Below are 23,054 nucleotides of genomic sequence, written 5' to 3'. Positions count from 1 at the left end.
TTAAGCAGGTTACTATTAGATATTCGAAAATTACAGCAATTTTTTAAACCAATAACTTATGCATACTATTTCACCCTGGGCTGCTACCGTGCATGCCGATTTAGAAAACAGCACCGTAATTTGGGAAAAGGAATTTAAGAACTATACTTTTCAGGCTTTTAATACCGGCGATTCTCTATGGATTGTGTCCAGTTGGCCTGATCGCGGGAAAATGGCTTTTCGCGCTGCATTTGGAATGAACAGCTGTTTTGAAGTAACTAATTTACTGGATGACGGAGCACTTTTAGTCATTAATTTAGAAACAAGGCTTGGTAAATATGAAGTTTGTGTTACTTTCCCAGACAGCGACGCAGTTCTTTTGCATTATACCACCTCGTTTAAAGCTAATATACCGCTGCTGATTCCATTTTGGCCACGTGATATTATTGCTGTTACAAAACAGGGAAATGTAGAGAATACTAATGGTACTATACACATGAATCAAATGGGTTCCAGATCCGGAATACTGTTGGCGAGTATGACCAAACCAAAAACAGGTTCTGTTTTTTACTTTCAAAATCTCGGTTCTTTGAGTCCGTATTGTGAAGCTACAGGAACTATGCTTGATGATACGATAGGAGGAACATGGCCGGAAATAGGTTTTCAGCTTCCTGTAACAAAAGAGAAGCCATTGCCATCTGATAAAGCTTATATTATTTCAGATGCCTATATTTTGTTCTCAGAAGAAACTATCGATAATGAAATACAGGAAACACAGCAGTTTTTAAATAATCTGGCGGAGGTTTATAAATTGCTTCCCCATCCCGAAGTTATTTATCATAACTGGCCGGACATTACACAATACTGCCTTAATGATCTGCAGCAAAGCAAGGGCTGCTGGACACAGACAAACGGAAATTCCTATTTAAATGCTTATCTGTGTGACTATGATACACCAGCGGAAGTCATGGTGCAGCTTGCTGTGCTGATGCCCCTCAATGAGCTTAAAGACTGGTATGGAGAAACACATCCTATGTATAATGAATTGCTTGAAGCAATAGAACAGTTTTACGATCCAAAGGTAAAAACAATGAATCGCTGGCTTCCCGAACTATCAGACAAACTGGATAAATCAGAGGAACAGAAGCAGGAAATGGTTATGGATTCCTGGTACCTGCATCATCCACTGATGAACCTTGCCAGGCTTGCCCTGAATGGTGAAAAGAAGGCGGAAGAACTAGTTTTAAAATCCATTGAATTTGCCATTAAGGTGGCGCACCATTTTGATTATGAGTGGCCGGTATTTTATAAAATGGATACATTAGAGGTCATCAAAAAAGAAACTGAACCTGGAAAAGGAGGTGAAAAAGATGTACCGGGATCTTACGCGCATTTAATGCTTTTAATATTCCGACTCACCAAGAATAAACGTTACCTGCGTGAGGCCGAAAAAGCGGTAAAAAAACTTGTTGGCTGCGGGTTTAATATTCTGTATCAGGCCAATAATACTGCTTTTGCTGCGGGAGCCCTTTTAGAATTATATAAAATTACCAATAAAAAGGAATATCTTGATTTGAGCTACGCCTGTCTTGCCTGTCTTTTTAAGAACATGCAGATCTGGGATTGCCAGTATGGATTTGGTAAAAATTATCCAAATTATTTTTCTGTATTTCCACTTAATAATGCACCCTATACAGCAGCATATGAGGAGATGGAAGTTTACGCAGGACTATCTGAGTATCTCATACAATCGGAGGCAATAGAATTACTTCCATCCTTAAAAATTTTAATACCGGAATTTCTAAAATATGCTGTAAGCAGGTTGCCATATTATTATCCAACCAAACTTCCGGAAGATATGATTTCTGAAGAAGTAAAGACTGGTGAAATTGTAAAAGAGCTCTGGATCCCAGTAGAAGACTTGTACAACGGCTGGGAAAAAAGCGGACAGGTAGGTCAGGAGGTCTATGGCGCTGGTGTAGGTTTTGGCGTTTTGACCAGGCAATATCATAAAGTAAAAGAGGAAGAGTTTCTGCTATTTTCGGATTACCCGATTACCAATCTGAAGAAATCAAAAAAGACACTCACATTTACAGTTTTAGGCACCCAAATTTTTGAGTGTAATTTGAAAGTTATATTTCCCAAAAAGTTAAAATTACAAATCGAAATTATTGCAGATAAAAACAGCATCAATGCGAGCGAGATAAAGGCTGAACAGATTTCATATAAAATTGCAGGGGGAAGCCGGGTTAAAATGACGTGGTAATATTTTAAAGTATTAAATGTAACAGGGTAACGGGTTTAGTGTTTGATATAGAGCTGGTTATGTCTAAAATTTGTAAATAAGAATTAGAATCATATAACTTTAAGGACGCATACAACAGTAACTTTGATACATACAAACTTAAAAATCAAAGGTTATGAAGACGCTGATTAAAACCACATTTCTTACTATTTTATTAATAACTGCTATATCCTGCAAAAAGAAAGAAGCCACCAGTGAGGATACTTATATCTCTGGCAGTGATTCTACCCAGACCACTGTTGATACGGTAGGACCAGATTCTGATACCACTACTGTGAGGGGTGAAGGAACAACTGGGGCAACTGGTGAAGGTTCCACTGGTTCAGGATCTGCCGGTACGGTTCAAAAAGGAACAGCTGCCGTAAAAACAGATTCTACCAGTACAAAGAAAGGCAGATAAGATGCTGCCTTGGTTAATTATTTTTTTATTTTTTTTAAACCTGCAGCCGTAATAACTGGCTGCAGGTTTTTTTTATATCATTACTTTTCCATCGGCAGGTAGACGTTAAATACAGCTCCTTTTTCATTGCTTCCTTCGGCGTTGATTTCTCCATTATGATTTTGGACAATTTTTCTACACATTGCCAGACCTATTCCGGTGCCTGCAAATTCATTTTTTCTGTGCAGTCTTTGAAATATATTGAAAATTTGTTGGGTATTTTCCGGGCTCATACCGATACCGTTATCTGAGAATTGAATTTTATAATATGCAGCGCCTGTCTTTAGGTTTACCGATTTTATTTCTTCAGCCGTGGCATTACTGCAATTGATTTGAATTTTAGGCGGCACGCCAGGCTGAATAAACTTTAAGGAATTACCAATTAAGTTGAAAAAAAGCTGAGACATTTGCAGGGGAATACCTTTGATTTCAGGAAGTGTATTCCAGGTAACCGTTGCACCTGTCTGCTCCATCCTTAAATCATAATCTTCGAGTGCCTGACTGGCAATCGTTTCAAGATTTACAGTTACATAAACCTCCTGGTTTTTGGGCAGGGCAGAGTAGGCCAGTACATCTCGTATAAGGGCGCCCATGCGTATACTGGCATCCTTAATTTTGGCTATATAACTATGTGATTTTTCATCAAGATGGTCTGCAATTTTTCCTTCCAGAAGCTGAACAAAAGTACCAATCTTACGAAGAGGCTCCTGCAGGTCATGAGAAGCAATATAGGCAAATTGGGCAAGTTCCTGATTCATGTGAATCAATTGTAAGTTCGCTTCCTCTAATTCCTCATTGGTTGCTCTTAGTTCTTCCACAACAGCACCGATTTCTTCAGTGCGCTGCTGCACCTGATCTTCCAGTTCCATCTGAACTTCAACCTGCAAAGTAATATCCTGCGCAGTTCCATTCATTCGCACAGGCCTGCCTTCGGGATCAAATACAGTTTTACCCTGAGCATGCAACATCCTTTTCTTTCCGGTTGTGGGATGAATTACAGTATAAATTTCATCATACAATCCTCCTGATTCAGGATTAAGTCCCCAGGCTACCGCATTGGCAACCCTTTCCTGATCCTCCTCAGAAAGTATCGGAATCACCTGATTATAATCCTGTGCAGCAGGATCGTAGCCAAACCATTCTATTAAACGGGGTGAATAGGTAAGCCCATTTGTAGCTACATCAATACTCCAGGTACCTAATTGTGCCAATTCGACAGCACCTCTCATGCTCAGTTCAGCTTCTTCGAGCTTATTGCGGGCGATTACCTTATCAGTCACATCAATGACGGTAAACATTACGCCGTAAATTATGCCTCGTGCATCATGCAGCGGTTTATAGGTGTAATCATAATAGCCCTTATAAGGAAGGCCATCTTTAATTAATTCGATGCCCTGGGCAGTTTTGGTATAGATTTCTCCAGTTTTCAAAACTTGCAGATATTCTTCAAATAGCTTTGTTTTTTTAAGTTCCGGTACCGAATCCAATATGGGAACATCAATAATGGATAAATCCCTGTTAAGTATTTCCAGCATTTTTTCATTGGCTTCCTGAACTATCATATCGGTTCCAACATAGACAATTTTCGCTACAGGCGAATTGTAGAATACGGTTCGTGCAAACTTTTCACTTTCTTCCACTTTGAGTCTGCTTTTTACCTGAAGCGTATTGTCGAGAAGCCAGACGGCAACTTTTTTGACTTTTCCTGTACTGTTTTTTAAAGGCGTATAGACAAAAGTAAGATACACCCTCTCTTGCTTTCCGTGTCGGATCAGTATCATTTCTGCTTCATCTGCAGAATACGGCTTACCTTCTCTGATAACAGTTTCAAGTGCGGTTTCATAATATTGGCGTACTTCAGCGAAAGTATCCCAGTAAAAATTGCCAAGAATGGTTTGCCTTGATTTTCCCGCTACAGCGATAAAACTGTCATTTACAATTTCGGGTGTAAGGGTTGCAGCATCTAAGACACAAATTCCAACCGGCGCGCTCATAACCAATAAATGAAGTTCTTGTTCGTTTTCGATATTCATAGTGCTTAAATTAGATAAGGGCGCAGCAGGTTTATCAATTCTTTTATCCCGGAGGGCTTTGTCAGGAAATCGATGGCGCCTTGAGTTTTTAACTGCTCAATGGTGTAAGGGTCGGATGAGGACGAAAGTATGATGACCGGAATATCCTGAAGGGACTCAATAGTTTTGAGCCTCAAAAGGAATTCCTGCCCGTTAATAACGGGCATATTAAGATCAAGGAAGATAACATCGGGAGGTGTTTCACCGGTTACAAGTTTTTGCAAAGCTTCGCCGGCATTTGTAAATGAAAAATAGCTGACAGCAGCAGATAATTGATTTACAGCCGTGGCAAAAAAGTCAATATCGTCATCATCGTCGTCAATATGAAAAATTGTTTTATATCCCATTATACCAAATTAGTAAATTATAATGAGTATAAAAAAAATTTCAACCAAATCCTAAAATCAGTACTAAGCGCCTTCTTGTGCTGGTGCCTGATAATTTTCAATTTGTGATTTTAAAACGTCCTTATATTTTGCAAGGCCTATTCCTATTATTGGAACGGATAATGTTCCTATGATGGAACCGGCTTGTGTATGTCCGGTTTTATTTAAATAAGAAGACAAAAGCAGTGTGCCTATTGCTCCAAACAGAATCAACTCGCCTGGAACGTCCGCAATTTTATTTTCTATTAATGCTCTGATATCTTCAAGATTTTCCTGATTGATTAAGTTTTCCATATTTTCTGTTTGTTTAAAATGTTATACTGTTTTAATTAATTTAAAATTACAGGTTAAATAATGCTTCACTTTATACAATAGAATTGTCAATTTATATAATTATCAGGATGTTGAAAGCGTTATTGATTATTTCTGATGTTCCACAGGCTACTTTGGTAAATGATTTTTTTTTCCTATCTTAACAGTAACGTAATCAGGTGCCTGACTGAAATTGCAGGCAAACGGGAGATTACCATTAAATATATAATTTATGAAGGCACTACTTATAGGAGCTACGGGCTCCACCGGAAAATTTTTGCTCAATGAGCTAATTCAGGATGATGACTATACTTCAGTATCGATTTTTGTACGGCGGCCCACAGGCAGATCACATCCAAAACTGACAGAGCATGTAATTGACTTTTCCAGTGTGCAAGAATATGAGCAATATATCACGGGAGATGTTCTGTTCAGCTGTCTTGGAACAACACTGAAAGCGGCTGGCTCAAAAGAAAAGCAATGGGAGATTGATTTTAATATTCCCGCAACATTTGCTGCTATCGCAAGAAAAAACAGAGTAAATTCCTTTGTATTGGTTTCCTCTGCTGATGCTTCCCCAAAGAGCAGGATTTTCTATTCCAGAATGAAAGGAGAATTGGAAAGTGCCATTACAGAGCTGAATTTTGGGCAGTATATTATATTCAGGCCGGGACCATTATTGCGCTCGGGGACAGACAGGACAGGCGAGAAAATAATGGTAAAGACACTTGGTTTTTTTAATAGTTTAGGACTGTTTAAAAAATACAAACCACTTCCGACCGAAACACTGGCGATGAAGCTTGCTAAAGCACCGTGGAAATTACCTCAGGGAACTTCTGTTATAAAATTGACGGAAATTGCCAAATTTTAACGAGATGGTTTCTGGAAATTAAAAAAAGCAATAAAACCTGTAGTAAAGTTTTATTGCTTTTTTATCTGCATTTTGCTTCTTGCTTTGTTAATTAAAATACTGGGCAAAAAGAATTTTCAATTTGTATGCGGCGTCAGGGCCGCATAGAGTATTAACTGTTTGTTGCTGCACTTCCGCTACTTCCTGCTCCCCCTGAGTTGTCGTTTCCTCCATTCTCTTGACGGTCGGGATCTGTTCCTGCTTCGTCGTCTTCATCTAAATCACCCCAGTCTCCTGTGTTTGCATTCTCACGCGGATCGTCATTGCTGGCAGCAACTTGCTGTGGGTTATGATAAGGACATTTTTGCAGTTCTTCGGCTGTGTATTGGTTTGAATTTTCCATGACTTTATTTTTAGTTTGTTAATACCCCTAAAATTAAGTCAGTAATTGAATTAGGTCCTTACAGTAAAAAAGGCTTTTGTTGTGAAATTTACATTTTGATAGATGTGCAGAAGATGCCTGCCAAATGAATATTTTTTAGCCATTAATTTTTCCAAACCTTTATTCGGTGTATTATCCACCAATCATCACATTAAATGCTCCAAGAACAATTGATCCCCCATGAGCGGTTTTGTCTCCTATTCTCGCAGCAGGCATACCGCATATCATAACCGTTGCCGAGCCTGTAATGATAGAATCTGGCGGTCCGACACAAACTAACATATCTCCAACTCTGGCGGCGGGCAGTCCCGCTATTAAAACTGTAGGTGCACCTGGTCCTATTATAGGTCCGCCTACATGCGGAATTGGCGGCAGCCCGGGAGTAATCATTGGGCATTCATGAAAGTCTGTAAGTCTTGCTGCTGGTGGCATAATTTTAATTGTTTAATTGTTAATTTTTAATTCGTTTAATCGACGCTTTAAACTTTTGAGCCAGCTTTGTCAAAATTTAAAACTTTGACAAAACTTAAATTGTAATTAATTTAGTGAAGCTAATTAATCATTACCATTGCACCTTTCAGTGTTAATTGCATTCCTCCGGATATTTGCGCCATTTGTCCGCCTTGAGCGCTGTATTGCATGTCTGCGTTTTCTTTGATGTTCAGGCCTTTTAATGAGATATCTCCGCCACTTGACTGTATTGTAACACCTTGATTTCCTTTGATGTTTATATTTTGATTGGCTGAAATATTGATGTTTTTCTGACTTGAAAAATCGATACCATCGTTTGACATTATGATGCTGTTCTCATTTTCGTCCCGGATCGTGATTTTTTTGTCTTTATCGCTAATAATGATCGTGTTTTTATTAGGCGTTGCTACGGTCCATATTTTGTTCTCATCATCAAATTGTACAGAGATGCCTGATTTGGTAACAATGGCTTTTATTGAATTTTCTTGATTTGGATCTAAACCAGTAAAAGGCTTAATGTTTTTACTGCTATAAACGCTTCCAAGTATTATGGGATAACGTGGATCTTCGTTTATAAAACCCAGAATGACTTCATCTCCAATTTCGGGCATGAAAAAAGCTCCGGCTCCGCTTGTCGAATAAAAATTGGTAAAACGGGCCCATATTCCTGCACCATTTGGATCTAATAAGGGAACATCAACTAAAACCCGGTATTGAGAATCGGGATCTTCATGTATCTGTTTTACAGTTCCGTTAAGGAGACCTTTTGCTCCGGGAACAAGTGCGGAAGCGGGTGGTGCCGCAACATCTTGCTCCTGGGTAAACCAAAAAGGAGAAAGTCCGAGTGTAACTCCTGTAATCCAGTTTCCCTGCGACAAATCGTGTACAACTCCTCCAATTATATAATCGCCGTTAAAACGATCTCCAAGACCTGCGACGGTCATATATTTTCCGGGATCAACTAAATTTGTGCCTTGAAATTTTGCTTCTCCCGTTATTTTAGAATATTCACTTTTGATAATTTGTGCTTTGGACCAATTACTTAAATCGGCAGTTTCTAAAGGTGCCGAAGTCTGTAGCTGATAGGCAGAAAGTCCAACAACTTCAGAAAGTTTTTTTGTGGTTAAATTTCCAGCTCCTGAAACATTTGGAACAGCATTACCACTTACAACCGTTTGAGTCTTAAAATCCCAGCTATTGGCGGCGACGCTCCCTAATTGAGTAACAGCATTTAATTTGGCATTAAACTCAAGCAGATTATCGCCATATGTTACCGTCAGGACAGAGGTTGTGTTTTTATCAGGAGGATTTACCGAAATTTTGCCGTTTAATGTTGTTACAATCAGCCCATTTGCCTCGGCAAGAGCCATAATATAATCCCAATCTGTAACATAATACTGGACTTGTTGCGGCCAAGTTGTGCTTGTTGCAGTAACATCTGCGCTTAAGCCGGAATAGTTTCCTATTATATACGATATAATTTCACTGTCTTTTTGTTTAGAAAAGGTGAGACTTTTACGACCTACAATCATTCTTACAGCATTATCACGGCATTCAATTTCTAAAGATGATCCTGCCAGATTATCAACACGAATGGTCTGACTCACAATTAAACCTGAGAAAATAATAGCATTATTGTTGTCATATCCTGCCTCAATACTAATTGCTGCTCCCGGCACAAAAACAGCAGAAGAACTAGCATCAAAGGTACCTGAACTGGCTTCTCCGTCCAGAATTGTGATTTTTGCTGAAGCAATTCGGTTTACTTTTTTTTCAATATAAATTGAAAGTACGCTCAGTTCATTGGATATTGGCGTACCATTAACGATTACTGAAAATGTTGCGATTCCGCCACTTTTTATTTCGGTTGAAGTGCTCATTAGATAGTAGGATTTTTTAGTGTAAAAATGAATTTTTCGTTACAGTTTTTGTTTTTTGATAACAAGATTCTTATTTCGATTGGTAAAATTCTGTTCCAGGATTTACTTCGAATCAAAGTTTTAAATTAAAATTGCTTATTTGAGTACTTATTTAATTAACTAGAAGTTGCCATTTGCTGCTGAAATGTCAAAACAATAAATTCGGCAGGGTGAACAACAGCGACTTTTATTGTTACATTCATAAAACCATTTAAAAGATCATCTGCAGTCATTGTCGAGCCCAATCCGCAGGCTACAGAAAAAGCGTCAGAAGCACTGGCTCCCTGCAAACCTCTTTGTTTCCAGATTGAAGTAAGAAAACTGCTGATCATAGCAATTACAGCTTGCCATGTGTTTTTATCATTAGGCTGAAATACGTATGCCTGAGCAGCGAGTTTGCAAGATTGTTCTAGGAATATCATTGTTCTTCTCACGGGAATATACCGCCAGTCCGGGCTGTTTCCGTCTAGTGTTCTTGCTCCCCAGATTAGAATTCCCAGGCCGTTAAATGTTCTGATAGCATTAATTGATTTACCAGAGACGGCATCAAGATTTAAATTTCCTTGCTGGCTGTCTGAAAGAGAAATAGGTAATGATGCTGCGCCAACAATAGAAGTATTGGCAGGGGCCTCCCATGGACCAATGGAATTATCTACTGTAGTAATGACTCCTGCCATGCCTCCGCTTGGAGGAAGAATATTAGCATCAGCGACGATGTGTTTGATAATCAAGGAATAAGTCTGGCTTGCAATAAGCAGCGCATTGTGATTTTGAACCACAGTTAAAGTGCTTGCAGGATTTTGAATATTGGCAATAATGGCAGCAACGGCAAGATTAGGAGCGCTTGGAGGATTAAGAATGGCTTCTAATTGTTTTAAATCTCCGCCAAATAAATTAGTGTAATCAAACTCAGAATTTTGCATTATCGTTGTCCCTATAAAAGGATAATATGCCATTCCGTAGCTTAACCCAACAGAACCTGTGTTCATTCTGAAGTTTGTAATGTCTTGAGTATACAAAACAGGATCTGGCGCGTTACCGCCAATAATGTCAAACAGGCACATTGCTGTTTGCATTTTTGTAGCCTGAAGAAGCATTGACTGCATTAATGTTCCATTGTCTTCCAGGTTTAATAAAGTAGCTTCGGGACAAATGTACATTGTTGGTTCCTGTTCATTTGTCAATATAGAAAGACCTTTGATTAAATCATCCAGCTGCACATTTAGGTTTACAACTGGAACTCCAAGAGCCGCGGGTTTCTTTAACGGAGGTCCATAACTGCCTACAGAAACTATATAAGCATCTCCACCGCCATTTTCATAAAAAAGCCTTACGCTGTTATATAAATAGTAAACCGTGTTAGGATCTGGAATTATTGAATAATAGGTTCCTGCAATGAGGATGTAGTCACCCTTTAATGGCTGGCTTTTTTCTTCCACCAAATAGTATTCAGGATTGTACTGTTTAGAAGGATTTGCAGGTGCAGGTGGATCTGGCAAACAGAAAAAAGCCTGAAAATCAGCAAATGATGTGATTTTTACTGGCACATTCGTATACGATTTTCCTTCGTAAGCAGCCTGAGGTGTGTATCCTATAAATGCTGGTACTGCGGTAGCAACTCCAACAACAGAATTTGGAAAAGTATTTAATTCCTGAATGTAAACACCAGGAGTTTGAATGGGAGATAAATTCATTAGTTTTAGTTTTTTAGCGTTCATTTTTTTAAGATAGAACATATTTTATAGATTAAAAAACAGTCGAATTCATGGCATTTTTTATAAAACTTTTCCCTTTAATGGGAGTAATTATTACAGGTAAAAGACGGCTTTTAAAATACAATGTGAATTCTCAAATTCGACTGCGACTATTTTTTTGTTTGAATGGTCTTTATTATACTACTAAAGTACTGTGAATAAATATTTTGAGAGTACGTATATTTACCCGTTTTTAGCAAACCAGCTTATTTTTAGGTACTAAAAAAAACTTATGTCCTGATTAAGGAAATAACAAGATTTCTGCTTGAGATTTTATAAAATAAAAAACTATCTATTATATAACTAGTTACTTAAGTTAATAAAGCTATATATTATCCATAAAAAAAATCCCATTCCGTTAGAGATGGGATTTTAATTTTTGTGAAAGGAACAGGACAATTTTCTACAAAATTTATAGAAGATTTGAAGAGATTGGCTTACTATATTTAGCGTCTGTCTTTCATTGGCTAATTATTTAGGAAGTTTGGCAAGAAATAACAATATATCAGTTCCGATTTCTTTATAATGAGTTTCAAGGGCAAAATGACCCGTTTTATAAAATTTTACAGTAACATTTGGATTATCATTTTTGTACGCTTCTGCTCCTGCGGGAAGAAAATAAGGGTCCTGACTGCCCCAAACAGCTAACATCATAGGCTTTTTATCTCTAAAATAAGCTTGAAATTTAGGATATAAAGCAACATTGGTTCTGTAATCTTTTAGCAAGTCAAGCTGTATCTCGATGTTTCCCGGGCGATCCAGAAAATACTGGTCTAATGTGTATGTTTCAGGTGCGATAAGAGAAACATCCGAAGCACCTTCGTGATACTGAAACCAAGTTGATTCTTTTGAAACAAAATCCTTAAGAGCGTATCTGTTAGCCTGCGAAGGATCTTTCCAGTATTTCTGAATAGGATTCCAGCCTGTACTCAAACCTTCTTCATAAGCATTGCCATTTTGTGATATAATGCCGGTTATTTTTTCAGGATTAGCAAGAGCAAGTCTGTATCCGGTTGGTGCGCCATAATCGAATACATAAATAGCAAAACGTTTTAATCCAAGCTTATCGATAAATCCCTGCATAGTGTTGGCAAGATTATCAAAAGTATATTGAAAACTAAGATAGTCCGGAGCATCTGAATAGCCAAAACCAGGCAGGTCCGGAGCTATTACATGATATTTTTTGCTTAAAATTGGAATAAGATTTCTAAACATATGAGATGATGTCGGGTAACCATGCAGTAACAATAAAGTTGGAGCATCTTTAGATCCTGCTTCACGATAGAATATCTTTAGTCCGTTTACTTCCGTGTTATTGTAATGAGTGGTCTGAATTTCAGTGTTCTCATTTGTAGTTAAAGAGTTTTTAACTTGTGCATTTACAGCTGTTTGTTGTAGCATAATTAGAGCTAGAATTAGAGTTAAGGATTTAATTGTGTTTTTCATGTTTTCAATTGTTTAAGACAAAAATACACACTATATTTGATACCTTAAAACGATTTATAACGATCTAATCAATCACTAAAAGTGATACTATGAATAGTAATGACCTGAAAATATTTGAAGCCGCAGCAACACTCGGAAGTTTTACAAAAGCTGCAGAAGCAACCTTTACGGTACAATCAAACGTAACGGCTCGCATAAAAAATCTCGAAGATGAATTTGGAGCTGAACTGTTTAGAAGAGTATCCAGAAAAGTGGTTCTAACTGAAGCAGGGGAAACACTTTTACAATATGCTAAAAAAATAGGGCGATTATTGGATGATGCAAAAAGTGATATACAGAGTGCAGACAAAATAGGAGGGACAATACGCATAGGATGTATTGAGACCACTATGGCTCTTAAGGTGCCCGAAATCATCAAAGGTTTTGCAGAACTTTATCCCAATGTAGAGCTTGAATTTTATTCTTCGATGTTATCAGCATTGATAAACGATGTAATCAGCTATAAACTGGATGCTGCTTTTGTTGCAGCACCCATAAATATTCCGGGTTTACAGCAGCTTATTGTTCGTGATGAACAACTTGTAATAATTGCAGGTGGTGATGTGGATAAGCTTTCGGTACTATTGAAACAAGAACCTTTGAAAATAGTAGTTTTTGAGCAAGGTTGTTTTTTCAGGTCGCGACTTGAAACCTGGCTCGGTTCAAAAGGAATCCTCCGCTATAAAAGTACCGTAATCAATTCGATCGAAGGTGTTATTAATTTTGTGGAGGCAGGTCTTGGTATTAGTATACTTCCTGCAGAAGTGGTAAATCAGTATTACAGCAACAGAAATATAAAGACTTTTCCTTTAACGAAAGAACTTGCCACGATGACCACAGTATTAATTTATAGAAATGATGAAGCACCTTCAAAGGCTTTAAATGTATTTTTAGATCAGTATCGTAATTAAAGGTTTTGTATGACTAAAAATTGCTATAATTTATTGAGTTTATTTACCAGATAACTTATCATTTGTGCAATACTTTCAGCAGGAATAGAGAAATCATTTTCGATCCAATTTTTGATGACAGCAATACTTCCTTTTTCGCCAAATTGGTATGCCATTTCAGCAAAAGGCATTACTTCGGCAGTAAGTTCTATTTGATTTTCAACTGGAAAATTAGTCCGAACACTTCTTAGTATTCGCGACAGAATTCCGCTTCCATCCGCTTTGGTAAATACAATTTTACTCATCTGTTTATCGCTTTCCAGTAACTGGCAGCTGAGCAGTATCACATCATCCATATTGGTGCTTTTACGCAAAACCGCTGAGAGTTTTTCAAAAACATCATCTTCTATTTCAAGCAGTATATCCAGCGGAATATTATAATGCCGATAAAATGTATTGCGGTTGACATCGGCTGTTTTACACAGTTCGGTTATGGTGATTTCGCTTAATCCCTTCTCGTGCAGCAAAATAAATAATGCTTCACGCAATATTTTTTTAGTATACTGAACCCTTCTGTCTTTTCTTAAATCCATCACAAATTATTTTATATACGCTACAAAAGCATTAGTCTTTGTTCGCTAATGAACAGTAGCATCCTTTTTTGAAACAGCAAATACATTCTTCTGTAATAGTTTTACGTAGTAATCAAAAAGAACACAAAGTTACATATTGAACAAATTGTATAACAAATATAGCTTTTTGATCAAAATTTAAGCGGATTGAAAAGGACAAATCTTAAATTAAAAAAAAATGGAAAATAAAATATCACGAAAAAAAATACTTCTGACCGGTGCATCTGGAACTGTAGGATTTGAAACTTTACAGCATCTGGTTCAGCATACGGATTATGAAATAACGGTTTTTGATTTAAAAACTCAAAATTCGGTAAAAAAACTGGCTCCCTTTCGATCTCGTGTAGAGATTATGTATGGCGACATCAGCAATAGAGAAGAAGTGCTAAAAGTTGCCCAAAATAAGGATGTAGCCATCCATTTGGCAGCTGTCATTCCACCTCTTGCAGATATAGATCCGGATATGGCTTACAATGTCAATGTGAGAGGGACCGAAAATCTTATTTACGCTTTAGAGCAGAATTCACCGGATTGTTATTTGATTTTTAGTTCCAGTATTTCAGTTTATGGTGATCGGATGAAGAATCCCCAGATAAGTATCGGTGATATTTTGCAGCCCAGTCCGGGAGATCAGTATGGAGAAACAAAGGTGTTGTGTGAGTCGTTGATAGGGAAATCCAAATTATCATGGAGTATTTTTCGTCTGGCTGCAATTATGGGTAACCATAAGATATCCAAATTGATGTTTCATATGCCACTGGATACACCAATGGAAATCTGCACGCCAAAAGATACGGGTAGAGCTTTTGCTAGAGCAATTGAAAACCAAAAAAAACTAGAGAAGCAAATATTCAACTTGGGAGGGGGAGAGGATTGTGTTATTACTTATGGATCTTTTCTGGACAAAATGTTTGCTGAATTTGGCTTAGGCGAAGCTGATTTTCCACAAAAGGCATTTGCAGAGAAAAATTTTCACTGTGGGATTTTAAAAGATGGTGAAGATTTAGATAATATTCTAGGTTTTAGACAGCAAAATTTGAACGATTATTTCGAGATGGTCCGCCAGAAAATTCATCCTCTCCAAAAAAAGATCACCTTCATTTTTAAAAGTATTATAAAAAAATGGCTGCTCTCACAATCAGAACCCTACCAGGCGTTTAAAAAGGGGAATGTAACAAAAATGAATCACTTTTTTAACCAATTAGAGAAAGAGAAGCTAGAAAAGGTTCTATTATAAATCGTAAAAAATATTAATTATGAAAATTAAAATGATAAGCTTAATCATACTTGTAACAGTTAATTCAGCATTGTTTGCACAACATAATTTCAGCGTTGAAGTATCTGGCGTCGAACCCGGCAAAGGATCTGTTTTTTTTGGATTGTATGATAAAGAGAAAGGCTTTCTTGATAATGCGTCACAGATTGCCACCGGAAAAGTAAAAGCTTCAGAAGATAAAGTGGTCTACACGTTCAAAAACCTACCGGATGGCGATTATGCTATTGCTGTTTATCAAGACTTGAATAATAACGGAAAATGTGATAGAAATATGATTGGTTATCCGACAGAAGGATTTGGATTTTCTAAAAATTATAAACCAAAACTCTCACCACCCAATTTTGATGAAGTGAAAATTGCAATTAACCAGTATGCTAAAACCAGTATTGCATTGATTGTTAGATAGAAGACCCTTGTTCAGTTATGGGAATTACTTATTGTTATACTCTGGTGCTCCTGATTACATTAATATCTGTACAGGCAGGGTTTAAATTTTCTGTCAGGAATTGGAAAGGATGAGCCCTGCCACATAAACGTAAGTTTTTAGTTATGTTTAGGTATAAAAAAGGTGCCAATTGTCTCCAATTGGCACCTTTTGGCTTGTTTGTGACCTCGAGAGGACAAATTTCTATAAATTTCATGGAGGATTTGAAGAGATTGGCTTACTTATATATAGTGCCTGTCTTTCATTGGCTTTATGAATTTGGTTTGAATGTCCTGTTTGTGATTGATTTAAATTCGTATTCCATGAATTTAAAATCATTCCAGTTCATAATTTGCCAGTATTTAATTAGTGATGATATATTTTAAAATGTGATAACCAGTTTCCCAAAATGTGATCCGCTTTCAAGCCTTTTAAAAGCATCGACTGTATCCTGAAACAAAAAACCGGAATCTAAAATGGGATGAATTTTTTTTGCTTCTAATGCATTATTCATTCTCAGGAACATTTCTTTAGAACCAACGTTTATGCCCTGCAATTTAATTTGTTTGCTCATTAATTGTGCGGTATTTATATTTCCGGTCAGTCCGTTCATTATTCCTATTACAGATATCGTACCGTCGAGCGCAACGGCTTTGATAGATTTGTTTATATGATCACTGCCTACAACTTCTACAATGTGTTTTGCTCCAAGTCCGTTGGTGATTTTTATGACTTCATTTTCCCATTGCGGTACACTTTTATAATTGATCAAATGGTTTACTCCCAGTTTTTTTGCACGTTCTAACTTGTCATCGCTTCCGGATAATAAAATTATTTCTGCGCCTGCAGCTAATGCAAACTGCATTGAAAATAAGGATACTCCGCCAGTTCCTTGTATCAATACGCTGTCGCCGGCTTTGATATTTCCTTTTTCCATTAAGCCATGCCAGGCAGTTATTGCGGCACAGGGCAGGGTAGCTGCTTCTTCATTGGTAAGATAATCAGGAACTTTAATTACTTCATTTTCTTTTAAGATAACATATTCCTGAAGCATTCCATCATTGGCATTTCCTCCCAATGAATTGACTAATTTTTCAGAAGACAGTTTTCCATCCATCCAATTGGGGAAAAATAAACCTGCGACACGATCATTTACGGCTACTTCCGTTACCTGATTTCCAGTCTCTACTACAATTCCAACGCCATCAGAAACGGGAATTCGTCCAACAGGCGGTTTCCATTTATCAACGCCTTTAATGACCAGCAAATCTCTGTAATTTAGAGAAACAGCTTTTATCTGAATTAAAATTTCATCTGGAAGGAGTTTGGTATTCTTTTTTTCAACTAGTTTTAAAGTTTCGATGCTATAGTCCTTCGTTATTTGATAAGCTTTCATAGGATTAAAAGTCAATGAGGATATACAAAATCTGATTCTAAATACAATATTCCAGACTTCGTTTCTCAATTGGCACTACAAATGTAGGGCTTAATCAAAGCTGTTAATCCGTGTTCGCCAATTGTGAGTTACTCATAAATAAGTGAGTAAGCGCTATTACTGCCTATAAAACATTTATTAGTTTCAGGATATAATAATCGTTCTTTTTAAAAAGAAAAAACAGCTGAAATGATAACAGATAAACCTTAAGGTTTTTTTATTGAAGTTGGCTGAATACGAATTTCATAAGGAATATGCTGTTTGCCCCAATTACAAAGTTCGTGCAAGACTTTAACTAATTCCTGTCCACTGTCTGTAATACTGTATTCTACACGAAGCGGAATTTCTTTAAAAACTTCTTTTTCAATTAATTTAGCCGCAACCAATTCGTTTAAAACTTTGGAAAGTACATTATCCGAAATGCCATTTAAACATTCTTTTAAACCAGAAAAACGTGTAATATCTTGTTTTATAAGTACTAAAATTTCCGAAACCCATCTTTTTCCAATAATACGTACAACCTTGTTTAAAGTGCATCTTTCATCAAGGTAATATTCATTTAAAGTATTTGTAGAATTTAATTTCTTTGTGCTCATATCATTTAGTACTACTGGCAGCCAATACAAGCTACTATTCAAAAATAGTTAATATTTGCCAATAATTATATATTGTTGGTTTTCTATTTAAAATATATAAACGGTTTAAAATTGATCTGTAATTTTTTAAATTATTTCTTACCACTAAGAATTCCTTGTAAAAAAAATCGAACCGTAAATATTAGGGATTTAATTGAGCAAGAAACAGATTTTTAATAAAAGGAACAGAATATAAATTTGTTTTGATTTAAAATATAGAAAATATGAAAAAATTTAAAATTGTTCCGTTGTCTAAAGATTTTGTAAGCCAAATTCGGAAAACAAATATTGATAATTTTGGTAATGAAGTTTACGAGCAATTAGCAACAGGAAAAGGACCATGCCGAATTTCGTTGAAACCATTTAATGTTGGTCAGGATATTCGTTTGGTTTTTGCTTATAGTCCGTTTTCAGAAAACAATGCTTTTAATCAATCCGGGCCTATATTTATTCACAAAAATGAAGTGGAGCAATATTCAAATATTTATAATTTTCCCACAGAATTAAAAGCAGATAAAGAAAATTTCCCTTTATCTCTAATCGGCTATACCAAAGAACAAAAAATGATTTTTACTAAATTAGTTGGAGATAATGATATCGATTTACTAATTGCTGAGATCTTTGAAACAAAAAGCGATGTTGAATATCTTCACGCAAGAAATTCAGAAGCCTGTTGTTTTATTTGTAAAATTGAAAGGGTATAGTAAGGTACTTTTTAAAAATTGAAATTACAGATAATTTAAAAGAAGTAATTTTTTCAATTAAAACTTTACTTCCCAATAAAATTTATTGGGAAGTTTCCGGGATCTTTTAAGAATTTATAAAAATCCAAGGTATCAACAATGAATGTTGTGGATAAACATTGAAAATTTTATATTCCCTAATTATTTTTAACGCAGAGAACTCAATCCCGATAGCTATCGGGATTCGCAAAGTTCACTAAGATTTAAGTAGTGTTTACACAATCAAAGTCCACAAAGCTTTGTGAACTTTGTGTTTTTTTCTAAACTTGGTATATTTAAAAAACTTTGCGTTCTCCGTGGTAATTTTTTCTATATCCACAGATTTTAGGATTGATCCATTGTAAGGGTTAAACGTTAAAACATATGTATTCTTATAACATTAATAAACTTTCGTTATCATTTCATCTATAGGTAAACGAACTTTTTTCGTAGCTGCCATATAGTCTTTTTCGGAATCCCGATATCCTAAAGCGAGGATAACTGTAGAATGCAACCCTTTTTCTTTCAAACCCAAAACGTCATCAATAGTGGCGGCATTAAATCCTTCGATAGGAGTGGCATCCACTTTCAATTCTGCTGCAGCAATAAGTGCTGTTCCTAGTGCAATATAAGCCTGTTTGGCCGCCCAAAGTGCTTTTTGCTCTGCGTTAATAGTGCTGAAATAGGAATGCAATCCATTTCTAAATCCTGATAAGGCACCAGTATCAAGACCTCTTTGCTTTTCTGTCATTGCCATATAATCGTCAATGTAAGTTGAAGACATGTCAGTGAATGCAGCAAAAACCAATAAATGAGAGCAAGAGCTAATCTGTCCATTATACGAATCAGCACCTAATTTTTTTTGAATTTCCGGGTTGCTTACAACAAAAACACGGTAAGATTGCAGACCACAAGAAGATGCTGAAAGATTTATAGCCTCTAAGATCTGATCGATCTTCTCTTCTGTTACTTTAATGTCATTGTAAGCTTTTGTGGCGTAGCGCCATTTTAAATTTTCTATCAAATTCATTACTATTTCTATCTTAAATTTTGACAAATATAAATGATATTGTTTTCTTTTTCGAGTTTTTGAAGTGCTCGGGGAAACTCCAAATCAATCATCTTAGGCCACTAAAGAATATTTATCTGTTTCCTTTCATTATTATATTTATTTAAAGATTAATAATCTTTTGGAATACATCTAAAAAGAATAATTAACTGATTTTATGTTTAAATAAAAATATTTAATCTTTTATATTCAAATTTGCAGGGTAAAAAAACTAAACATTGTCATCATATGAAAGCGAACATACAAGAAGATAGGGGAATAAACGAAAAGCAGAATAGTGTAAACACCCAGAATACAATCCCGAATGATTTTGCATTCACACTAAAGAGCACTTGTTTAGATGAAAACTATCACCCCTCAAGTGAAACGCGTTTGACAACCAATTTTGCAAATCTGGCCAGAGGAGGTAATCGCCAACAAAACTTACGTAATGCATTAAATATGATTAACAATCGATTCAATGCATTGGCTCATTTTGATAATCCAAAAGCTGATCGTTACCTTGTAGGACTTGAAATCATCACAGTAACGATGAGTATTGATGATAAGAATGGTATTAACAATCTGCCGTTGATTGAAGTTTTAAAAACGAATATTTTTGACCGCAAGACTAGTCAGCGTATCGAAGGTATTGCCGGAAATAATTTTTCGTCTTATGTTCGTGATTATGATTTCAGTATTTTATTGATCGAGCATAATAAAAATAAACCTAATTTTTGTATTCCTGAAAATTTTGGTGATTTGCACGGAAAACTTTATAAGTGTTTTGTCAATTCAGCCACTTATAAAGAGCACTTTAAGATGTCACCGATCATTTGTCTAAGTGTATCGAGCAACAAAACTTATACTCGCACTGCGTATCAGCATTCGGTTCTGGGTTTTGAGTATCTGCAGGACCAGTATTCTATCACTGATGAATATTTCTCTAAAATGGGCTTAAAAGTTCGTTTTTTCATGCCTGCGAATAGTGTGGCACCGATGGCTTTTTATCATTCCGGAGATCTGCTTGCTGATTATACTGATCTTGGATTAATCAGCTCAATCAGCACAATGGAGACTTTCCAGAAGATTTATCGCCCTGAAATTTACAATGCAAATTCAGTGGCTGGGAAAATCTATCAACCTAATCTTAAACACGAAGATTATTCACTGACTCGTGTGGATTATGACCGCGAAGAGCGCAGCCGATTGGCTGTTGAACAGGGAAAATATGCAGAAGAGCATTTCATTAAGCCTTACAAAAGCCTCTTGGAACAATGGTCCGCTAATTTTACTCTTTAATTGATTACAATGCATTAAAATTATATTACTATGAAGAAATTATTATTACCTACCTCTATTGTTGGAAGTTTACCCAAACCTGCCTGGCTTGCACCACCCGAAAAACTTTGGTCACCATGGAAATTAGAAGGCGATCAACTGCTTGAAGGCAAACAAGATGCTTTGCGCATTTCGCTGCAGGAACAGCAATTGGCAGATCTAGATATCATTTGTGACGGCGAGCAGACACGTCAGCATTTTGTAACGACTTTTATCGAGCATTTAAGTGGTGTAGATTTTGAAAATCGTAAAACAGTAAAAATCCGTAACCGTTATGACGCGAGTGTTCCAGTGGTTGTAGGTGAGATTGCACGTCAAAAAGCAGTTTTTGTTGAAGATGCTAAATTTTTACGTAAACAGACTAACAAGCCTATAAAATGGGCATTGCCAGGCCCGCTGACAATGGTAGATACCTTGTACGACGACCATTATAAAAGCCGGGAAAAATTGGCGTGGGAATTTGCGAAAGCACTCAATGAAGAAGCAAGAGAACTTCAAGATGCAGGAGTAGATATTATCCAGTTTGATGAACCTGCATTTAATGTGTTCTTTGATGAAGTAAACGATTGGGGAATGGCAGCATTAGAAAGAGCCATTGAAGGTTTACACTGTCAAACTGCGGTTCATATTTGCTATGGTTATGGAATACAGGCAAATACTGATTGGAAAAAGACATTAGGTTCAGAGTGGCGACAATATGAAGAAATTTTTCCGAAAATTCAAAAATCTAAAATTGATGTGGTGTCTTTAGAATGTCACAACTCTAATGTGCCTTTAAATTTAATGGAACTTGTTCGCGGTAAAAAAGTAATGGTAGGTGCCATTGATGTGGCAACCAACACTATCGAAACACCAGAAGAAGTAGCTGCTATCCTGCGTAAAGCTCTTGAGTTTGTAGATGCCGAAAATCTTTACCCTTCTACAAACTGCGGTATGGCACCGTTATCTAGAGATGTAGCCAGAGGTAAGTTAAGTGCTTTAAGCTCAGGAGCAGAAATTATACGCAAAGAACTTGGGATTTAGTCTCAATATATTGATAATGAAATCCGTGCTTCAACGGAGGAATAATATTTAAAACACATTGAAGAAATTATTAGAAGTATTAAAAAAAGCAGGTTTCGACGGTTTCCTGTTAATGATAGCCACCATGATTCTGATGGCTTATTTTTTGCCAAAGCCAGGTATGGTCAAAGAACCTGTTTCGCTGGAGGAGATTGCCAATGCTGGCGTTTCTTTGATTTTCTTGTTTTATGGCATGCGACTAAGTGCTGAGAAACTAAAAGCCGGACTTTCCAATTGGAAAATGCACATTGTCGTCCAATTGACAACCTTTTTATTTTTTCCGCTCATTGTTTTGGCATTTCGTCCGTTGTTTGTAAATAACGGCTTTGAGCTGCTTTGGCTGGGTGTGTTTTTTCTGGCAGCATTGCCGTCTACAGTTTCCTCTTCGGTGGTCATGGTTTCCATAGCTAAGGGAAACATTCCTGCAGCCATTTTCAATGCAAGCATTTCCAGTTTGATCGGAGTAATCGTTACGCCTCTATGGGTTGGGCTGTTTATAGCTTCTGCGACAGGCGATTTTGATGTCAGTCAAATCGTTATAAAGCTGATTCTTCAAGTATTGCTGCCTGTCATCATTGGCATAAGCCTCAATTCCCGTTTAGGTGCCATTGCCGAAAAATACAAGAAACAGCTCAAATATTTCGATCAGGCAGTTATTCTAACGATTATCTACACGTCGTTTTGCAAGTCATTTTCCGAACATCTTTTTGAAGGCTTCACCGCCCTTGAACTTGCCGGGCTTGCTGCAGGGATGATGGCGTTGTTTTTTGCCGTATTCTTTTGTGTCGGACTACTCAGCCGCCTGCTTGGTTTTTCAGATGAAGATCGTATTACTGTCTTATTCTGCGGGTCTAAAAAGTCATTGGTACATGGCACAGTTATGTCAAAAGTACTTTTTCAGCACAGTACCATCACTGGCATCGTATTGCTGCCTCTTATGCTTTACCATGCCTTGCAATTGATTGCCGCTAGTATCATCGCTCAGGGTATGGCCCGACGAAAAGAAATATAATTTTTATTTATGGCTTGGCCCTTTATCTTTTTCCGATAAAGGGCACCAAGGATGACGCTTACTGCTATAAAATAATACCTTTTAGATTTTTATACTGTAAAAATACGTTTTGCAGGTTGTTGTGTTTTTAATTTGTTTAAAATAAGATTTTTGTGTTGCTTTT

23 protein-coding genes are annotated in these 23,054 nt (G+C 36.7%); 10 read left to right on the top strand and 13 right to left on the bottom strand.

The features are described 5' to 3' along the window. The first annotated feature begins 58 nt into the window (after positions 1-58). Together ACIDC4_RS06565 and ACIDC4_RS06560 are read left to right on the top strand one after the other, a co-directional pair. Complete coding sequence (locus tag ACIDC4_RS06565) at positions 59-2,245, top strand: glycoside hydrolase family protein (RefSeq protein ID WP_412042282.1); 2,187 nt, start codon at positions 59-61, stop codon at positions 2,243-2,245. Between the two features lie 154 nt (positions 2,246-2,399). Beyond that, complete coding sequence (locus tag ACIDC4_RS06560; RefSeq protein WP_412042281.1) at positions 2,400-2,684, top strand: hypothetical protein; 285 nt, start codon at positions 2,400-2,402, stop codon at positions 2,682-2,684. A gap of 80 nt (positions 2,685-2,764) precedes the next feature. On the opposite strand, the gene ACIDC4_RS06555 is transcribed toward ACIDC4_RS06560, so the two are convergent. The 3 genes from ACIDC4_RS06555 to ACIDC4_RS06545 all read right to left on the bottom strand — a co-directional run bounded on the left by ACIDC4_RS06555 (position 2,765) and on the right by ACIDC4_RS06545 (position 5,475). After that, positions 2,765-4,717: a PAS domain-containing sensor histidine kinase gene (locus ACIDC4_RS06555; protein ID WP_412042280.1), complete on the bottom strand. Its 1,953-nt coding sequence runs from the start codon at positions 4,715-4,717 to the stop codon at positions 2,765-2,767. Between the two features lie 44 nt (positions 4,718-4,761). Beyond that, complete coding sequence (locus ACIDC4_RS06550) at positions 4,762-5,142, bottom strand: response regulator (RefSeq protein WP_412042279.1); 381 nt, start codon at positions 5,140-5,142, stop codon at positions 4,762-4,764. Positions 5,143-5,205: 63 nt separating this feature from the next. Next, positions 5,206-5,475, bottom strand: coding sequence for a hypothetical protein (locus ACIDC4_RS06545; protein WP_412042278.1), 270 nt, complete (start codon positions 5,473-5,475; stop codon positions 5,206-5,208). Positions 5,476-5,725: 250 nt separating this feature from the next. Here ACIDC4_RS06545 and ACIDC4_RS06540 point away from each other — a divergent pair, with 250 nt between their 5' ends. After that, a complete protein-coding gene (locus tag ACIDC4_RS06540; RefSeq protein ID WP_412042277.1) occupies positions 5,726-6,364 on the top strand; it encodes an NAD(P)H-binding protein in 639 nt (212 codons plus the stop codon). Positions 6,365-6,515: 151 nt separating this feature from the next. Here the strand turns inward: ACIDC4_RS06540 and ACIDC4_RS06535 are convergent, their stop codons facing one another. The 5 genes from ACIDC4_RS06535 to ACIDC4_RS06515 form a co-directional block, all read right to left on the bottom strand. Continuing rightward, positions 6,516-6,746, bottom strand: a complete 231-nt coding sequence (locus ACIDC4_RS06535) for a hypothetical protein (RefSeq protein ID WP_412042276.1) — start codon at positions 6,744-6,746, stop codon at positions 6,516-6,518. Positions 6,747-6,917: 171 nt separating this feature from the next. Continuing rightward, complete coding sequence (locus ACIDC4_RS06530) at positions 6,918-7,217, bottom strand: PAAR domain-containing protein (protein ID WP_412042275.1); 300 nt, start codon at positions 7,215-7,217, stop codon at positions 6,918-6,920. 119 nt (positions 7,218-7,336) lie between these two features. Beyond that, positions 7,337-9,136: a type VI secretion system tip protein VgrG gene (gene vgrG / locus ACIDC4_RS06525; protein ID WP_412042274.1), complete on the bottom strand. Its 1,800-nt coding sequence runs from the start codon at positions 9,134-9,136 to the stop codon at positions 7,337-7,339. Between the two features lie 155 nt (positions 9,137-9,291). Further along, on the bottom strand, positions 9,292-10,893 hold the full coding sequence (locus ACIDC4_RS06520; RefSeq protein ID WP_412042273.1) for a phage tail sheath family protein: 1,602 nt from the start codon (positions 10,891-10,893) through the stop codon (positions 9,292-9,294). Between the two features lie 507 nt (positions 10,894-11,400). Next, positions 11,401-12,375, bottom strand: a complete 975-nt coding sequence (locus ACIDC4_RS06515) for an alpha/beta fold hydrolase (RefSeq protein WP_412042272.1) — start codon at positions 12,373-12,375, stop codon at positions 11,401-11,403. Between the two features lie 89 nt (positions 12,376-12,464). On the opposite strand from ACIDC4_RS06515, the gene ACIDC4_RS06510 reads away from it, so the two are divergent. Continuing rightward, complete coding sequence (locus ACIDC4_RS06510) at positions 12,465-13,325, top strand: LysR family transcriptional regulator (RefSeq protein WP_412042271.1); 861 nt, start codon at positions 12,465-12,467, stop codon at positions 13,323-13,325. A 23-nt stretch (positions 13,326-13,348) separates the two neighbouring features. Here ACIDC4_RS06510 and ACIDC4_RS06505 read toward each other — a convergent pair whose 3' ends face one another. After that, entirely contained in the window at positions 13,349-13,897 is a 549-nt protein-coding gene (locus ACIDC4_RS06505; RefSeq protein ID WP_412042270.1) for a TetR/AcrR family transcriptional regulator, read from the bottom strand. A 217-nt stretch (positions 13,898-14,114) separates the two neighbouring features. On the opposite strand from ACIDC4_RS06505, the gene ACIDC4_RS06500 reads away from it, so the two are divergent. Then, positions 14,115-15,173, top strand: coding sequence for an NAD-dependent epimerase/dehydratase family protein (locus ACIDC4_RS06500; RefSeq protein WP_412042269.1), 1,059 nt, complete (start codon positions 14,115-14,117; stop codon positions 15,171-15,173). Between the two features lie 19 nt (positions 15,174-15,192). Then, positions 15,193-15,618, top strand: coding sequence for a DUF2141 domain-containing protein (locus tag ACIDC4_RS06495; RefSeq protein WP_412042268.1), 426 nt, complete (start codon positions 15,193-15,195; stop codon positions 15,616-15,618). A gap of 34 nt (positions 15,619-15,652) precedes the next feature. Here ACIDC4_RS06495 and ACIDC4_RS06490 read toward each other — a convergent pair whose 3' ends face one another. From ACIDC4_RS06490 to ACIDC4_RS06480, 3 genes are all read right to left on the bottom strand, one after another. Continuing rightward, a complete protein-coding gene (locus ACIDC4_RS06490; protein WP_412042267.1) occupies positions 15,653-15,853 on the bottom strand; it encodes a hypothetical protein in 201 nt (66 codons plus the stop codon). A 165-nt stretch (positions 15,854-16,018) separates the two neighbouring features. After that, positions 16,019-17,032: a zinc-dependent alcohol dehydrogenase family protein gene (locus tag ACIDC4_RS06485; protein WP_412042266.1), complete on the bottom strand. Its 1,014-nt coding sequence runs from the start codon at positions 17,030-17,032 to the stop codon at positions 16,019-16,021. A gap of 245 nt (positions 17,033-17,277) precedes the next feature. Next, positions 17,278-17,667, bottom strand: a complete 390-nt coding sequence (locus ACIDC4_RS06480) for a winged helix-turn-helix transcriptional regulator (protein WP_412042265.1) — start codon at positions 17,665-17,667, stop codon at positions 17,278-17,280. 263 nt (positions 17,668-17,930) lie between these two features. Here ACIDC4_RS06480 and ACIDC4_RS06475 point away from each other — a divergent pair, with 263 nt between their 5' ends. Beyond that, complete coding sequence (locus ACIDC4_RS06475) at positions 17,931-18,410, top strand: DUF1203 domain-containing protein (protein WP_412042264.1); 480 nt, start codon at positions 17,931-17,933, stop codon at positions 18,408-18,410. 418 nt (positions 18,411-18,828) lie between these two features. On the opposite strand, the gene ACIDC4_RS06470 is transcribed toward ACIDC4_RS06475, so the two are convergent. Further along, positions 18,829-19,458, bottom strand: a complete 630-nt coding sequence (locus tag ACIDC4_RS06470; protein WP_412042263.1) for a nitroreductase family protein — start codon at positions 19,456-19,458, stop codon at positions 18,829-18,831. A 267-nt stretch (positions 19,459-19,725) separates the two neighbouring features. Here ACIDC4_RS06470 and ACIDC4_RS06465 point away from each other — a divergent pair, with 267 nt between their 5' ends. The 3 genes from ACIDC4_RS06465 to ACIDC4_RS06455 are packed head-to-tail and all read left to right on the top strand — an operon-like array spanning position 19,726 to position 22,891. Continuing rightward, positions 19,726-20,778: a DUF1852 domain-containing protein gene (locus ACIDC4_RS06465; RefSeq protein ID WP_412042262.1), complete on the top strand. Its 1,053-nt coding sequence runs from the start codon at positions 19,726-19,728 to the stop codon at positions 20,776-20,778. Positions 20,779-20,808: 30 nt separating this feature from the next. Next, a complete protein-coding gene (locus ACIDC4_RS06460) occupies positions 20,809-21,840 on the top strand; it encodes a methionine synthase (RefSeq protein WP_412042261.1) in 1,032 nt (343 codons plus the stop codon). 58 nt (positions 21,841-21,898) lie between these two features. After that, positions 21,899-22,891: a bile acid:sodium symporter family protein gene (locus ACIDC4_RS06455; protein ID WP_412042260.1), complete on the top strand. Its 993-nt coding sequence runs from the start codon at positions 21,899-21,901 to the stop codon at positions 22,889-22,891. The last annotated feature ends 163 nt before the right edge of the window (positions 22,892-23,054 follow it).

It is taken from the genome of Flavobacterium sp. C3NV, assembly GCF_046825355.2.
Classification (GTDB): Bacteria; Bacteroidota; Bacteroidia; order Flavobacteriales; family Flavobacteriaceae; genus Flavobacterium.
This window is presented reverse-complemented; position numbering and strand designations above follow the sequence as displayed.